Annotated in this window: 13 protein-coding genes; 1 reads left to right on the top strand and 12 read right to left on the bottom strand. The window is 63.0% G+C overall.

All coding sequences use genetic code 11. The annotated features are described in order from the left end of the window. Window positions 1-26 precede the first annotated feature (26 nt). The 9 genes from ACNH6H_RS20175 to ACNH6H_RS20135 are packed head-to-tail and all read right to left on the bottom strand — an operon-like array spanning window position 27 to window position 9,097. Window positions 27-1,472: a sulfatase gene (locus ACNH6H_RS20175; RefSeq protein ID WP_418320086.1), complete on the bottom strand. Its 1,446-nt coding sequence runs from the start codon at window positions 1,470-1,472 to the stop codon at window positions 27-29. 11 nt (window positions 1,473-1,483) lie between these two features. Next, a complete protein-coding gene (locus tag ACNH6H_RS20170; RefSeq protein ID WP_418320085.1) occupies window positions 1,484-2,299 on the bottom strand; it encodes an amidohydrolase family protein in 816 nt (271 codons plus the stop codon). Next, window positions 2,299-3,036 carry a GntR family transcriptional regulator gene (locus ACNH6H_RS20165; protein ID WP_418320084.1) on the bottom strand — a complete coding sequence of 246 codons (738 nt, stop codon included), beginning with the start codon at window positions 3,034-3,036 and terminating at the stop codon, window positions 2,299-2,301. The genes ACNH6H_RS20170 and ACNH6H_RS20165 overlap by 1 nt, the downstream gene beginning before the upstream one ends. Continuing rightward, window positions 3,036-4,079: a sugar phosphate isomerase/epimerase family protein gene (locus ACNH6H_RS20160; protein WP_418320083.1), complete on the bottom strand. Its 1,044-nt coding sequence runs from the start codon at window positions 4,077-4,079 to the stop codon at window positions 3,036-3,038. The genes ACNH6H_RS20165 and ACNH6H_RS20160 overlap by 1 nt, the downstream gene beginning before the upstream one ends. Before the next feature lie 11 nt (window positions 4,080-4,090). After that, window positions 4,091-4,903: a shikimate dehydrogenase family protein gene (locus ACNH6H_RS20155; protein ID WP_418320082.1), complete on the bottom strand. Its 813-nt coding sequence runs from the start codon at window positions 4,901-4,903 to the stop codon at window positions 4,091-4,093. Further along, window positions 4,897-5,928 carry an aldo/keto reductase gene (locus tag ACNH6H_RS20150; protein WP_418320081.1) on the bottom strand — a complete coding sequence of 344 codons (1,032 nt, stop codon included), beginning with the start codon at window positions 5,926-5,928 and terminating at the stop codon, window positions 4,897-4,899. Before ACNH6H_RS20150 ends, ACNH6H_RS20155 begins: the two co-directional genes overlap by 7 nt. Then, the gene (locus ACNH6H_RS20145) at window positions 5,925-6,752 is read right to left on the bottom strand and encodes a carbohydrate ABC transporter permease (protein ID WP_418320080.1); all 828 of its coding nucleotides are present in this window, start codon (window positions 6,750-6,752) and stop codon (window positions 5,925-5,927) included. Before ACNH6H_RS20145 ends, ACNH6H_RS20150 begins: the two co-directional genes overlap by 4 nt. After that, window positions 6,745-7,701 carry a carbohydrate ABC transporter permease gene (locus tag ACNH6H_RS20140; RefSeq protein WP_418320079.1) on the bottom strand — a complete coding sequence of 319 codons (957 nt, stop codon included), beginning with the start codon at window positions 7,699-7,701 and terminating at the stop codon, window positions 6,745-6,747. The genes ACNH6H_RS20145 and ACNH6H_RS20140 overlap by 8 nt, the downstream gene beginning before the upstream one ends. Window positions 7,702-7,726: 25 nt before the next feature. After that, entirely contained in the window at window positions 7,727-9,097 is a 1,371-nt protein-coding gene (locus tag ACNH6H_RS20135; protein ID WP_418320078.1) for an ABC transporter substrate-binding protein, read from the bottom strand. 210 nt (window positions 9,098-9,307) lie between these two features. On the opposite strand from ACNH6H_RS20135, the gene ACNH6H_RS20130 reads away from it, so the two are divergent. Then, entirely contained in the window at window positions 9,308-10,153 is an 846-nt protein-coding gene (locus ACNH6H_RS20130) for a sugar phosphate isomerase/epimerase family protein (RefSeq protein ID WP_418320077.1), read from the top strand. Window positions 10,154-10,191: 38 nt separating this feature from the next. On the opposite strand, the gene ACNH6H_RS20125 is transcribed toward ACNH6H_RS20130, so the two are convergent. From ACNH6H_RS20125 to ACNH6H_RS20115, 3 genes are read right to left on the bottom strand one after another with little or no spacing between them, the layout of a single operon-like run. Beyond that, entirely contained in the window at window positions 10,192-11,721 is a 1,530-nt protein-coding gene (locus ACNH6H_RS20125) for a UxaA family hydrolase (protein WP_418320076.1), read from the bottom strand. Further along, entirely contained in the window at window positions 11,718-12,887 is a 1,170-nt protein-coding gene (locus tag ACNH6H_RS20120; RefSeq protein WP_418320075.1) for a mannitol dehydrogenase family protein, read from the bottom strand. The genes ACNH6H_RS20125 and ACNH6H_RS20120 overlap by 4 nt, the downstream gene beginning before the upstream one ends. Further along, on the bottom strand, window positions 12,881-13,891 hold the full coding sequence (locus tag ACNH6H_RS20115; protein WP_418320074.1) for a zinc-binding alcohol dehydrogenase family protein: 1,011 nt from the start codon (window positions 13,889-13,891) through the stop codon (window positions 12,881-12,883). The genes ACNH6H_RS20120 and ACNH6H_RS20115 overlap by 7 nt, the downstream gene beginning before the upstream one ends. Between the last annotated feature and the right edge of the window lie 45 nt (window positions 13,892-13,936).

Here is a 13,936-nt window from a genome sequence, read left to right as displayed (position 1 = left end):
GATGCGAACCTTCAGATCCGTTGGTTTCAGCGCGCGTCGGCGTAGATGTCGCGCGCCGCGTAGTTGCTTTCGATCAGCCAGTCACGCAGCACGTCGAGCAGATGCTGCTTGTGTGAGGCATGGGCTGGTGCGTCCCACAGATTGCGCTGCTCGTGCGGGTCCGCCTTCAAGTCGAACAGCTGGCCATAACGTTCGCCCTTGAAGTGCACCAGCTTCCAATCCGCTGACCGCACCATGGTGATGAACTCGCAAGCGGTCAGGTTGTGGTCGCCGGCCTGCTCGCAGAACACGTACTCGCGTCCTGGAAACTCCCCGCCACTGAGCGCCGCACCCAGCGACTGGGCCTCCATCGGGTAAGGAGCACCCACGCCGGCCCATTCGAGGATTGTCGGAGCCAGGTCGTGCAACTGCACCAGGCCGTCGACGCTGCGCCCACCGTCGAAGCGGCCTGGTGCGCTGATGATCAATGGCACATGGACAACCTCTTCGTACATGCTCCACTTCTGCGTCAAACCGTGATCTCCCAGGCAGTCGCCGTGGTCGGTGGTGAAGACGACGATGGCATCGTCAAGGTAGCCGCGGGATTCAAGCGTCGCCAAGATCTCGCCAACTTGGGTATCGATCATTTCGATGTTGGCCAGGTAGTGGGCACGCATGCGGCGAATCTGCTCGTCGCTGGCGCCGAGCGGCCACAGTACGGAGTCGTGGTCGACCTCGGCGTCGTGGATGCGCTTGCCCTTCAATGGGGGTGGCAATGCCTCGAGTTCTACCTTGTCGACGCGTGGCATGGGTGTGTCGCTGCGCGCCAGGTATTTCTCCAGGAGTTCGGGCGTCGGGTCGTACGGCGGGTGCGGCCCGGGAAATCCGATCTGCAGAAACAGGGGCTGCTGCTTGGGTTTCGTGTTCAGCCACCACCTGGCCATGCCACCGACGAAGTTGTCGGAATGCAGCTCCGCCGGCAGCTCCCAGGCAAACGCACCGAGACGCTCGGCGTAGTCCGCGCGTTTGCGATAGAGCTCGCGCTGGGGCTTGACGAAGCCACGGTGTGCCAGTGCTTTGTCCCATTCGTCGAAGAACCAGCGGCCGTCAAGGTAACGGTCCTTGTTCTCGACGATGTACCGTTCGTCGAAACCGGCCTTCGCGTCGTACGGTACGGTGTGCATCTTGCCGATGTTCACCGTGCGGTAGCCGGCGTTGCGCAGCTGATCGACCCACCCTCGCTGCCAAGGTGCGCCGTTCTTCAGCACGCCAGTGGTGTGCGGGTACAGCCCGGTGAAAAGGCTGGCGCGGCTCGGTACGCAGCTCGCTCCAGTGATGAAGCAGTTGTTGAAGCTGACCCCGGTCTTTGCCAGCCCATCGATGTTGGGGGTATCGACGTGGCCGGCACCGAGCGCCGCGATCGTGTCGAAGCGCTGCTGGTCGGTGATGATGAGGATGATGTTCGGCGGCTGCGCCATGGTCGGTCCGTTCAATGCGTGAGGGTTCATGGGTTGAAGAAGGTTCGCGCGGCGGTGCCGCCGAGGATTGCGGCCTTGTCGGTGCCGCTCATCCCGCGGGCGGTTTCGATGACATTGAAGGCCTGATCCAGTCGCTGCACGGCATCGAGTTCGAAGACCGGCAGGTTGCTGCCCCACATCAGGCGATCCGCGCCGAACAGCGCCTGCATGTTGAGCGTGGCCTCGAGGGCACGCCAATAAGGTGGCACATCGAAGGCCGCGAAGTCGGATACCTTCACAAGCACGTTCGGCAATGCCGCCAGAGACGTCCATGCCGGCGCCTCCGGCCAGCCGGCGAAGTGGTCTATCGCGAAGCGAAGTCGTGGATGGCCCGCGGCGAGTTCGATGACACGGTTCAATGCGCCGGCCATCGCCTGCGTGCGCGTGATCAGCGGGCACAGCACCGCCGCCTGGGTCGCCAGCGATTCGCACAGGTTGTCGAGCGGGCGCTGCAGGTCAACGAATCGAATCCGGAACGAACGCACTCCCAGATCGAAATCGCCGGCCAGGCTTGTCGGGTCTTCGCATTCGGCCTGCGTGATTGCGCCCATCACCGCGATGCGGCCCGGAAAGCGCTTCGCACATTCGAAGGCGTAGCCGAGATCGCGGTGGTAGTAGCCGATATGCGGCACCAGCACGGTCGCTTCGATGCCTAGCGCGCCCAGCCTGTCAAGGTGAGCTTCGATCGGATAGGCATTGGGCTGCCGATCGTATGGTGACATGCCAGGCACCAGCGCAACGCCATGCGCCGGCCAGACGTGGCAGTGTGCGTCGATGAAGCGCGGCTTCGGAGTCATCTGCATCACCGGGCCTTCGTTTCCGTCTCGGGAATGTCGAGCGTCCGCCGCAGGGCCAGGCTGAGGTGGCTGCGCATGGCCTCCATCGCCCGGGACGGCACGCCGTCGGCGATCGCAGCGAGCACGTCAATGTGTTCAGCCAGCGCTACGCCATCGCGGCGGTTGCTGCCAGGAAACGTCAATCGGTACAGCCGCTGGCGCGAGATCGCGCGATCGAAGGCCTCGCTGATGTAGGCGTTGTTGAATTGACCGATCACGAACCGGTGGAAACCGACGTCGCACTCGATGCGCTGCGGCAGTTCGGCTGCCCAAGCTTCATCCGACTGCTGCCGCGTGTCGTACAGCCGGCGGGTTTCAGACATCAACCGCCCGATGGCGACCATGTCCGGCCGCTCGGCGGCGCGGCCGACCGCCGTGACTTCGAGCAACATGCGAAAGGCGTAGATTTCGCTGATCTGGGTCGGCGTGGTGCCGAGCGTGAAAACGCCGCGCTTCGGCTGCAGCACGACCAGCCCTTCGGCCTCCAAGCGCTTCAATGCGTCGCGCACCGAGGCGAGCGGCGCGTCGATCAGCTCGACCAGTTGCCGCTGGCTCAGCCACTGCTGCGGCTTGATCGTCCCGTTCAACCACAGCTGTTGCAGACGCGCGTAGGCCACATCTCGCAGGTTGGGCTCGCGTTCGATCGCGTCGCCGGGCGCATCTTCGACGTCGGCGACGGAATTGGTTATGGATCGCCTTGCCATCAGGTACCCAGCAGCGCGCGGTTGACATGGGCGTCGCCCTTGTCGGTCATGAATGTGTCGAACGCCTGCTCCGTCACCGAGATCATGTGCCGGGTGATGAACGGTGCGGCCTCGCGTGCTCCGTCTTCCGAGCGCTTCAGGTAGCACTCCCATTCCAGCACGGCCCAGCCCGCGTAGCCGTGATACGCGAGTCTGGAAAAGATCGCGCCGAAATCGATCTGCCCGTCACCCAGGCTGCGAAAGCGCCCAGGTCGGTTGCCCCAGCGCTGGAAGCCGCCATAGGCACCACAGCGCGCGCTCGGGACGAACTCGGCATCCTTGACGTGGAAGGCCTTGATGCGCTCGTGGTAGATGTCGATGAAACCGACATAGTCCATGTGCTGAAGCAGCATGTGGCTGGGGTCATAGAGGATGTTGCAGCGCGGGTGCCCCCCCAGTTTGTCGAGGAACATCTCGAACGTGACGCCGTCGTGTACATCTTCACCGGGGTGTATTTCGAAGCAGACATCGACGCCGACGTCGTCGAAGGCATCAAGGATCGGCCGCCAGACGCGGGCCAATTCGGCGAAGCCGTCGTCGATCAACCCCGGTGGAGGCGGTGGATAGGGATAGAAATAGGGCCAAAGCAGATTGCCGCAGAAGGAAGCGTGGGTCTTCAGGCCCAGGTTGCCGGCAGCCTTGGCCGCCAGCAGCAGCTGCGCCCTTGCCCATTCCTTTCGCGCCTCGGGTTTGTCCGCGAATTCCGGCGGCCCAAAGTTGCGCAGCATGTGGTTGAAGGCCGGGTTGAATGCGCAGATGTGGCCTTGCCGGTGGGTCGACAACTCGGATATTTCGATCCCTTTGTCGGCAAGCATGCCCTTGATGTCGTCGCAATATCCCTTGCTCTGTGCCGCCTGCTCCAGGTCGAAGATGTCTTTCCGGAAGGTCGGTACCTGCACGCCTTTGAAGCCCAGGTCCGCGCACCACCCAGCCAGGCCTTCCAGCGAGTTGAACGGCGGGTTCGGGCCGAGAAACTGGATCAGAAAAATGCCAGGGCCTTTCATGGGATTCCTGTTCAACGATGAATGAGGTTGGTACTGGTGGCGATCTCGCCTTTCCACAGCGCGATCTGGGCGGCAATCTGGGCTGCCACCATCGGCCGGCCGCCCGTCACTTTGCAGCCCAACGCCTGTGCAGCGCGACGCAATGCAGTGTCGGGCACCACGATGTCGATGACCGAGGTGGATGGCTTGAGCTGTGCCACATCCATCGGCGCCGGATCGTCGGCGCTGATGCCCAGCGACGTCGCATTGATTACCACGTCGTGCCGCGTGGCATCGAACGAGCCGATATCAATCGGATAGTCGGGCCGATGCTCCCTGACGCTGGCGACCAGCGCACGGGCCCTGTCGGCACTGCGGTTCTGGACGGTCAACGAACCGATTCCCTTGTCGGCCAGCGCATGAGCAATGGCCGACGCCGCCCCGCCCGCGCCGAGCATCAGGATGTTCGCCCCTTCCAGCCGGATGCCCGTTTCGGCGGCGCACAGGATGAGGCCGACACCATCGAGGATCTCGCCTTCGACGGTGCCGTCGTCGGCAAAGCGCACGGTGTTGACCACGCCGCCCTTTTGCGCGAGCGGGCCGAGCCGGTCACACAATCTCGCGGCGCGCGCCTTGAACGGCACGCTGACAACGCAGCCACCGACGTTGCCCATCAGTCTCAGTTGGGCGAACGCGGCTTCGAAATTCTCCTGGCGGACGTTCAGCGGAAACAGGAACCAATCCAGTCCTCTGGCTTCGAACGCCGGCTGGAAGATCGCCGGTGCCTTGACGTGCCGAGCCGGATCGGCCAGAAGCGGAAACAGCAGGGTTTCACCGGTCAGCATATGGGTTTTCCGTGTTCTGGTGTGAGGTGCATCGGCAACAGCCCGGCATCGGCCAGCTTGCGCCAGAAGGCAGTTGGTAAGACCTTGCCGGCGTGCGCCAGGTTTTGTTGGACGTTTGTCGCAGAAGACGAACCGAGCACCACCGACGCCACCACCGGGTGTGCAAGAACGAACTGGATGGCTGCCGCTGGCAGGTCGACGTCGAATTCCGCGCAGACCTGCTGAATGGCGCGGACGCGTTGCTTGATGGCGGGGTTGGCGGGCCGGTAGCCATAGCTGGCGCTAGCACCAGCGCCGGTGGCCAGAATGCCCGAGTTGAACACCCCGGCAGCCAGGATGCCCACCCCCTTGTCCTGGCACAGTTCGAAGAACGACAGCACGGCCAGGTCGTGGTCGAGCAGCGAATAGCAGCCGGCAAGCATTACGCAATCGAAATCACCAGCCTCGACGAAGGCGCGCGCCGCTTCGCTCTGGTTGACGCCGACGCCGATGGCGAGGATATCGCCGGCATCGCGCAACTCGCGCAATGCCCGGTAGGCGCCATCCATGCAGGTGTCGAACTGTCGCTGGAAATCAGCCCCGTGTACACCGGGCTCGAGATCGTGCACCAGCACGATGTCGAAACGCGTCAGGCCGGTGCGCAGGCTGGACTGTTCGAGGGAACGCATCGCACCGTCGTAGGAGTAGTCGAAGCGCGGCCAGAACGGCAACCCGCCGTGACGCAGCGTGGATAAATCATCACCCGCACGCTGGACCCGGAACACACGTCCGATTTTGGTCGATATGACCGCGGGCGGTTGGGCACTGGCGGTCTGCTCGCGCAGGAAAGCACCCACGCGCAATTCGCTGCGGCCATAGCCGTAGAGCGGCGACGTGTCGAAGTAGCGGCCGCCGGCGTTCAGGTAGGCGGCCATCGCCGCTTCGGCCTCGACGCTGTCGACCGGCCCGCGAAAGCCTCCGATGGGCCCGGCGCCGAAGCCGATCCGGCTGACCGCTGTATCGCCGAGTTTGCGCATGGCGATCATCCTTTTACCGCTCCTGCCGACAGGCCCTTGACCAGGTACTTCTGCATCCCCAGGGAGAACAGCGCCACCGGCGCCATCACCATCACGCCACCGGCGGCAATCTTGCCCCATTCCCATCCTTCGAAATTGAGGAAGTTGACGATTGCAACCGGGGCGGTCATCGCTTCGGTGCGCGTCAGGATCAGCGCGAAGAAGAAGTCATTCCACGAATAGATGAATGCCAGGATGGTGGTCGCCACGAGGCCGGTGGCCGACATCGGAAGCACAACCTCGAAGAAGGTCTGGAAACGGCTGGCTCCGTCGATCTCGGCCGCCTCGTCGATCGAAGTCGGTACGCCGTCGAAGAAGGTGCGCATGGTCCAGATCACCAGCGACAGGTTGATCGTCACATAGACCAGGACCAGCCCGGTTCGGGTGTCCATCAGATCGGCATAACGGTAGGCCAGGAAGTATGGCAAGGTGAAGGCAATTGGTGGGGCCATGCGCGTGCCCAGGATGATCAAACCTATGACAAAGTCGGATCGGGCCTTCAGGTGGGCGCGCGACAGCCAGAAGGCAAACGGTGCGCCCAGGGCCATCGCCACGGTGACCGACACCGTGCTGACAATCAGGCTGTTGACGAACGAGCGGGCGAAAACCGCATCCCAAAGGCTGGTGTAGTTGTGCAGCGTGAAATTGCGGCCGATGGCGCCCATGCCGGCCGCAATGTCCTTGCCTGGGACGAACGACAGGAACAACAGCCAGAGCACCGGGAACAAGATCAATGCCGTGACGGCCAGCACGGCGACCCGCTCGCGACGGCTTGCGGCACGCGTTTCAGCCATCGGTGCTCCTCCATTTGACCAGTCTCAGTGCGATGATGCTGAGCACGGTGGTGATCGACAGCAGCACCACAGTTATCGCGCTTGAATATCCGATGAAAGAAAACTCGAAGGCCTGCCGGTACGAGTAGTAGTTCGTGGTGTTGGTGACGTCGCCCGGACCGCCATTTGTCAGGACGTAGATCAGCGGGAAAGCCTTGAAGCTGTCGATCATCCGGAAGATTGCGGCCACGACCAGCACGTTCTTGATGTGCGGCAGCACCACTTCACGGGTGATCTGCCAAGCGGAGGCACCATCGATACGCGCGGCCTCGTATTGCTCTTCTGGCAAGGTGCTCAGTCCCGCCAGGATCATCAGCATCGTGAACGGAAACCACTCCCATGTCTCGCCGATAATGATCGCGGCCAGCGCCCAACTGGCGCTGGTAGTCATCGACGGCAGGTCGTTCAAGCCGAACGCGCCGAGCAGCCAGTAGATCGGACTGGTGCTCGGGTCGTAGAGCACCTTCCAGATCACTGCCACGACGATCGGTGGCAACACCATCGGCACCAGGAACACCGTGCGCAAGCGCTGGTACAGCGGCGTTTGCAAATTCAGTACCAGCGCGATTCCCAGGCCCATCAGCATCTGCAGCAGCACGCTCCAGAACGACAGCCTGGCCTGCACCCACAGCGAGTTCAGGAATAGGTCGTCCTCGCGCATCAACGCATAGTTCGCGAAGGGTTGCGAGAAGTCCCAGCTCGAACCGGGAATCGTCAGGTTCATCGGCGTGAGACTGGCCACCACGTTGAACAGCGCGGGACCGATCGTCATCACAAGCAGCCACAACATGCACGGCACGGTGGCCAGCAGAACGAAGGCTCTGTCCGACGCCAGCCACGAGCGCAGCGTCGCGCGCCTGAAAGCGTGGCCGGGGATGACGTTCGTTCGCGCGTCAGAGAGGGTGTTCATGCGGGATCAGCACTGCGCGGTGTGTTCAGGCATCGACCTTCACCTGATTCTTCTTGAAGTCGACAAGGATGTCGCTCTGCGCCTTGGCCATCGCTTCTGCACCGGTCGCCTGGCCGGAGGCGATCTTCTGGATCGCCGAGTTGATGTGCCCGCCGATGATCGGGAAGACACTGACGATGCGGTAGTTCATGTAGTCCTTCTTCTCGGCGTCGGCCAGCACTTTTTCTACCAGCGCGGCGATGTTGGTGCCATTGATCGTCATGCTCTTCACGAAGGCCGGATCACGCAGGATCGACGTACGCGTGGTCGCCGCGTACCCCTGCTCGATGGCCATACGGCGCTGCACCGCCGGGCTCATCGCCCAACGGATGAATTCCCAACTGGCGTCCTTCTTGCGAGAGAACTTCGGGATGCCCAGCGAATGCGTCACGACCGAAGGGAAGCGACCGGCCGAGCCACCAGGCACTTCGCCGAAGCGCACCGTCTTGGCAATGGCGCTGTCGCCTTTGGCAGCATTCACCAGCCAGGGCAAGGCGTAATGCCAGTAGTTCGCCTGGCCGCCCCGCAGCAGGCCGGCAACCTGGTCGGTGCGCATCGACAACACACCTTGCGGGCCGTGATCACGCAGCAGGCCCGCATACATTTCAGCAGCTGCCGCAGCGACGGGCTTGTCCAGCAGCGGCGTTAGATTGTTCGGCGGATCCTTGAAGATCTGTGCACCCATTCCCTGCAAATACATCGGGTAGTTGACGTGATGAGTGGTGTCGCTGATGAAAGGCGCGACCGACGGGTCGAGCGCCTTCAGCCGGGCACAGTTCGCCTTCAACTCATCGAACGAAGCTGGAATGCCACCATTGGCCAGGCCGGCCTTGTCCATCAGGTCACCACGCCCGGCAGCCATCAACCACACGCCGGCTTCCCAGGGAATGCCGTAGGTCACCTTGCCGTCGGCACTGCGTCCGAACTTCTGCAGCGCCTCGACGAAGTCTGTCCGCCCCCAGTCCGCAGGCGTCAGCTCAGGATTGCCCAGGTAGCGGTCGAGAGGCTCCATGAACCCGCTGCCGATCCAGCGTGCGGTGTAGATGAACGAGATCGAGATCACGTCCAGGCTCGCGCCCCCAGTCGCCAGCTCCAGATCGGTCTGCTGGTTGTAGATCGGGAAAGCCTTGTCCACCAGGTTGACGGTGATGCCGGTTTCTTCCTTGAACTGCGGCAGCATCGGGCGAAGCAGGTTGACGAACCCGTGGCTGAACATCGCAGCGTTGATGGTCGTGCCGTCGTGGCGCCCCTTGGCCTTCAGGTAGGCCGGCGCGAGCAGGCCAGCCGCACCCCAACCGGCCTTGCTCAAGAAGCCTCGGCGAGTCGTACCAATTGCAGCGGGGTTTTCATCGGTCATCTGACGGCCTCCTGAAGTGTGTGGGCTGAACCGCTCTATCTGAGCGCTCAGTTGCATTGTATGGGTCGACTTCTGCGTCGTCAATCTTTTTATACGACCAAGCATTCGTTGTGCATCATGTTGATTTAACATGCTTTTCTACGATGTGCTGCGTATTGAACCGACTCTTGCTTCAGGAATTTTTCTGAGCGCTTAGCCTAAGGAGACAACATGTTGCTCGGAATGAACCTTCTGCTCTGGACGCGCAGCGTGACGGCAGACCACCGCGCGCTGCTCGACGCGCTCGCCGAAACGGGCTACGACGGTGTCGAACTGCCGGTGCTCGATGGCACCGCTGAGGCTTACCGGAACATCGGCAAGCAACTAGACGACCTCGGGCTGCGTCGCACCGGCATCACGGTGCTCGGGCCCGACAAGAGCTGCATCAGCGACGCCGCAGCGGTGCGTCAGGCGGCGCTCGACCATATCCGCTGGGCAATCGATTGCCTGGAGCTCGCTGGTGGTGAGGTACTTGTGGGGCCATACCACCAGCCGCTGTTCCAGATCCACGGAAAGCCGCCGACGCCGATCGAGATCGAGCGGCTGGTCGATGTTCATCGACGGGCCGCCGAGCATGCCGCGGAGGCCGGCATCCGCCTCGCCGTCGAGCCGCTGAACCGTTTCGAGTGTTATGTCTGCACTACCGCCGCGCAAGCCGCCGAACTGGTGGCCGAAGTCGATCGGCCAAACTACGGCTTCCTCTACGACACCTTCCACGCCAACATCGAGGAAGCCGATCCCGTGGGGTCGCTGCGCAGGCATCTGGGCGCAATTGGCCATGTGCACCTCTCGGAGAACGATCGCGGCTCACCGGGCAAAGGACATGTGCCCTGGGAAAAAACGTTGCGCACGCTGAAGTCGTCGGGCTACGCTGGCTGGTGCGTCATTGAGTCATTCGGTCGACGCCCTATGAACCCTGGGCCGAATGTGCGCATCTATCGCGACATATGTGCAAGCGACAAAGAGGTCTATGTCGAAGGCCATGACTTCCTGCGTGAGCTGTGGGAGAAGGTCTGAATGCGGAGGTCGGGCTCCGGTAACCGCGATCGCGCTGCCTACATCACCGCGCCCAGTTGCCAGGGCAGAAATTCGTTGTCGCCGAGGCCGTGCAGCTCGCTTTTGCTCCGCGCACCCGATGCAGTGCGCAGCATCAGCTCGAACAGCAATTCGCCAGCCTGCGCGATGCCCATCTCACCTTCGACAATGCCACCGCAGTCGAAGTCCATGTCCATGCCCATGCGCTTGAACAAGGCCGAATTGGTCGCCAGTTTCAGCGATGGTGTCGGCTTGCAGCCATAGGTCGACCCCCGCCCCGTCGTGAAGCAGATCAGGTTGGCACCACCGGCCACCTGGCCGGTCGCCGAGACGGGGTCGTAACCCGGCGTGTCCATGAACACCAGGCCGCGGGCACGGACCGGCTCGGCATATCCGTAGACGGCCATCAGGCCGGTGCTGCCCCCCTTGGCGACTGCACCGAGCGACTTTTCCAGGATGGTGGTGATGCCGCCGGCCTTGTTCCCTGGCGACGGGTTGTTATTCATGTCTGCGCCTTGCGCGCTCGTATAGTGTTCCCACCAACGCAAGCGGGCCAGCAGTTGGTCGGCCACCGCCGGCGTTGCGGCGCGCGCCGTCAGCAGGTGTTCGGCACCATAGATCTCGGGTGTCTCTGACAGAATGGCTGTACCGCCATGGCCTACGAGCAAATCGACGGCGGCACCCAGAGCGGGATTGGCGCTGATGCCCGAATATCCGTCGGAGCCGCCACATTGCAGACCCACGGTCAAATGGCTGGCACCGACCGTGCTGCGCGTGGCCCGGTTGGCGATCGGCAACATCTCGCGCAGCCGTGCAATGCCGGCATCGATGGTTTCGCGCGTACCGCCTTCGTCCTGAATCGTCAAGGCAGCAAACAGGCCGGGTTCACGAGCGTCGAGCACCTCGACCAACGGCGCCACCTGATTGACTTCGCATCCGAGGCCGATCACCAGGATGCCGGCGAAGTTGGGGTGGTCGGCATAACCCCGCAACGTGCGGCGCAGCAATTCCAGGCCCTCGCCGTTGCCCGACATCCCGCAACCGCTACCATGGGTGATCGCCACCACCCCGTCGACCGCCGCGTACTCGCGCAGCGCCTCGCTCCCGAAGGCCTGCGCGATATGCCGACACACGGTGGCCGAGCAATTGACGCTCGAAATGACGCCCAGATAGTTGCGCGTGCCGACGCGTCCGCCATGACGCACGAAGCCCTGGAAGGTCGCTTCGGGCCGGATCAGCGCCGTCGGCTTGTAGGCCGCGCCGAACCCATGCTCGACTGGCGAGCTCGCCATCCCGAGGTTGTGCACATGAACATGCTCACCGCGGCGAATATCGCGCAAGGCAAGGCCGATGGTCTGGCCGTACTTTCGAACCGCTGTTCCCGCCGGAATCTCGCACAACGCCAGCTTGTGACCGACATCGACTGCATCGAGCAGCGTCAGCTCTTCGTCACCCAGTTGCAGCGCATTGCCTCGGTCAAGCGGCACCCGGGCGACGACGACGTTGTCGATGTCGCTCAACCGGATGATCGATCGGCTTGCGTTTTTCATGACACAGTTGGGAGTGAGCAATGGGGCGCGGCCAGCGCTGCGCGCAGCCTGCGCTGCGGCAATGGCAAGTTCTGCTGAGCAGCTAGCGCCAGCAACGGTGCAAGACGCCTCTGCTTCTTCTGCTCATGGTTGCCCGCGATGTCGCCGATCCGATGGGCGAGGAAGGGGTTCATCAGGCGTTCGCGCAGCTCGACCAGATAGCTTCGAGCTGCGTCGCCCTGTCCCATCGCATCGAACAACGGCACGATTTCCTCGGCCCAGAGCGCCTCGAGCTCATCGCGAAGCCCGGGCTCGCTCATTGCCTGAGCGACGGTCTGATCGGCGGGGCCGCCGTCACGCAACCACAGCTCGGCCAGGAAGGTATGGCCGGCATTGAGCAGGAACAGCTTCAACCGCGCGTAGTGCGCGAGATCGTCGGTCAGCACGATACTCTTGTGAAGACAAGGCAGCACCAACCCCGCCTGACGTTCGATGGCCCACAAGGCATACGGTTCGGCGACCGCGCCCACCGGCTCGATCGACTCCGAGACAATGCGGTCGACCAGCGAGTTGGCCCACACGCAATGGTCACTCAGCCAGTCGAGGAAGTCATCGGGCAGGCACCAGTTTCCGGCCAGGTCGACGACCAGCTTTCGCAAGGCGTCGCCGTTGCGCTCGATCAGTTCGCAGGGAAAGATCGACAGCGCTGCGCCCGGGTTGACCTGCCAACGGTGGTTCAGCAGCACCAACAGTTTTGCCGGAAAACTGCGCGGCACCTGCTGCGTGCTGCCGATCAGGCTCGGACCGTCGATTGCATCAAGCTGGAATCCGCGATCGGCCGTGTTCGAGATCATGACCTGAGCTTCGCTCCCGGCGATGGCCAGGAGTTGCGGCCAGTCTGCATCGGCCTGCAAGGCTCGGCGCACGCTGCGGCAGGTCATGGTCCGATCGATCAACTGGCCGTCGCTGATTCCGCGGATGCGCACCGGATAACCGTCGCCCCCTGCCATCGCAGCAATGCGCCGTGCCCGGTCCGCGTCGGCCGTCGTCTGAACGACGGTGATGCCGCCGAGTGCCTTGCCGGCGTCGCCATTTTCGAGGGCCTGCGATACGAACAAGTCGACGTGCGCCTGCAGGAAACGGCTGGTGCCGAACTGCAGGATGGCGTTGCTGCCGGGCTTCAACATTCAACAATCGCCTTGACGACGCCGCGAGCCGGATCGAGCAGCTTGCTGAATTCGCTGGGCACCTCGGCCAGGGTCATGCGATGGGTGTTCAAGGCCCGGTCCGGAATATCGCCGGCGCGCATCGCTCGAAGCACCGTCTCGAAATCCTCGGTCGTTGCATTGCGGCTGGCCAGCAAGGTGGTCTCCCGCTTGTGGAACTCCGGATCGGAGAAGGTGATGTTCGCCCCGACGATCGAGATCAGCACGTAAGTACCGCCGTGGGCAACGAACTTGAAGCCGCGCTCCATGGCTTGTGGATTGCCGGTGGCGTCGAAAACCACGTCGAAGGCCTCGCCATCACTGGCCGCAGCCAGTTGCTGCTCGTCGTCGTCACCGAGTGCGATCGCACCATCGACACCGAGATGCTGCATGCAGAAGTCGAGCCGGTCCTGGCGTGAGTCGAGTGCGGTGACCGTGGCACTGCGCAACCTCGCAAAGATCATCGCGGCCATGCCGATCGGGCCCGCACCGACTACAAGAACGCGTTGCCCCGACAAGACATTGCCGCGACGCACGGCATGTGCACCAATAGCCAGGAATTCGACCATCGCCGCCTGATCCAGGCTGACCCCTTCGGCCTTGTGCACGAACGACTGCGGCACGCTCAGGTATTCGGTGAAAGCGCCATCCCGGTGCACGCCCAGCACCTGGATGTTGACGCAGCAGTTGCTCTTGCCCTGGCGGCACGCGATGCAATGGCCACAAGACATGTACGGCATCACATAAACCGTGTCGCCGACAGCCAGGTGGCTGCCGGATGGCGTCTGTTCGACAATGCCCGAGAGTTCATGCCCCATGACCCGCGGATAGTTCAGGTAGGGTTGGTTGCCGCTGAAGATGTGCAGGTCAGTGCCGCATACGCCGACCCGCTTGACCCGCAGCAGAACGTCACCGTCGGCAAGCGTCGGCAGCGGGCGCTGCGTCGCAATCAAGCGACCCGGGGTTTCACATATGACGGCAAGCATGGCTCTCCTTCGTTGCATCAGGGACTCGGCCGATCCGGTGACCGG

Origin of the sequence: Pseudideonella sakaiensis, assembly GCF_048320135.1 — a bacterium.
Taxonomy (GTDB): domain Bacteria; phylum Pseudomonadota; class Gammaproteobacteria; order Burkholderiales; family Burkholderiaceae_C; genus Ideonella_A; species Ideonella_A sakaiensis_A.
The sequence above is the reverse complement of the archived record's forward strand: the minus strand, read 5'-3'. Positions and strand labels throughout refer to the sequence as shown.

Excerpts from the sequence above, each read along its gene's own strand:
- ACNH6H_RS20170 (WP_418320085.1), bottom strand. The coding sequence starts at position 2,299 with ATGCAGATGACTCCGAAGCCGCGCTTCATCGACGCACACTGCCACGTC.
- ACNH6H_RS20165 (WP_418320084.1), bottom strand. The coding sequence starts at position 3,036 with ATGGCAAGGCGATCCATAACCAATTCCGTCGCCGACGTCGAAGATGCG.
- ACNH6H_RS20160 (WP_418320083.1), bottom strand. The coding sequence starts at position 4,079 with ATGAAAGGCCCTGGCATTTTTCTGATCCAGTTTCTCGGCCCGAACCCG.
- ACNH6H_RS20155 (WP_418320082.1), bottom strand. The coding sequence starts at position 4,903 with ATGCTGACCGGTGAAACCCTGCTGTTTCCGCTTCTGGCCGATCCGGCT.
- ACNH6H_RS20150 (WP_418320081.1), bottom strand. The coding sequence starts at position 5,928 with ATGATCGCCATGCGCAAACTCGGCGATACAGCGGTCAGCCGGATCGGC.
- ACNH6H_RS20145 (WP_418320080.1), bottom strand. The coding sequence starts at position 6,752 with ATGGCTGAAACGCGTGCCGCAAGCCGTCGCGAGCGGGTCGCCGTGCTG.
- ACNH6H_RS20140 (WP_418320079.1), bottom strand. The coding sequence starts at position 7,701 with ATGAACACCCTCTCTGACGCGCGAACGAACGTCATCCCCGGCCACGCT.
- ACNH6H_RS20135 (WP_418320078.1), bottom strand. The coding sequence starts at position 9,097 with ATGACCGATGAAAACCCCGCTGCAATTGGTACGACTCGCCGAGGCTTC.
- ACNH6H_RS20130 (WP_418320077.1), top strand. The coding sequence starts at position 9,308 with ATGTTGCTCGGAATGAACCTTCTGCTCTGGACGCGCAGCGTGACGGCA.
- ACNH6H_RS20125 (WP_418320076.1), bottom strand. The coding sequence starts at position 11,721 with ATGAAAAACGCAAGCCGATCGATCATCCGGTTGAGCGACATCGACAAC.
- ACNH6H_RS20120 (WP_418320075.1), bottom strand. The coding sequence starts at position 12,887 with ATGTTGAAGCCCGGCAGCAACGCCATCCTGCAGTTCGGCACCAGCCGT.
- ACNH6H_RS20115 (WP_418320074.1), bottom strand. The coding sequence starts at position 13,891 with ATGCTTGCCGTCATATGTGAAACCCCGGGTCGCTTGATTGCGACGCAG.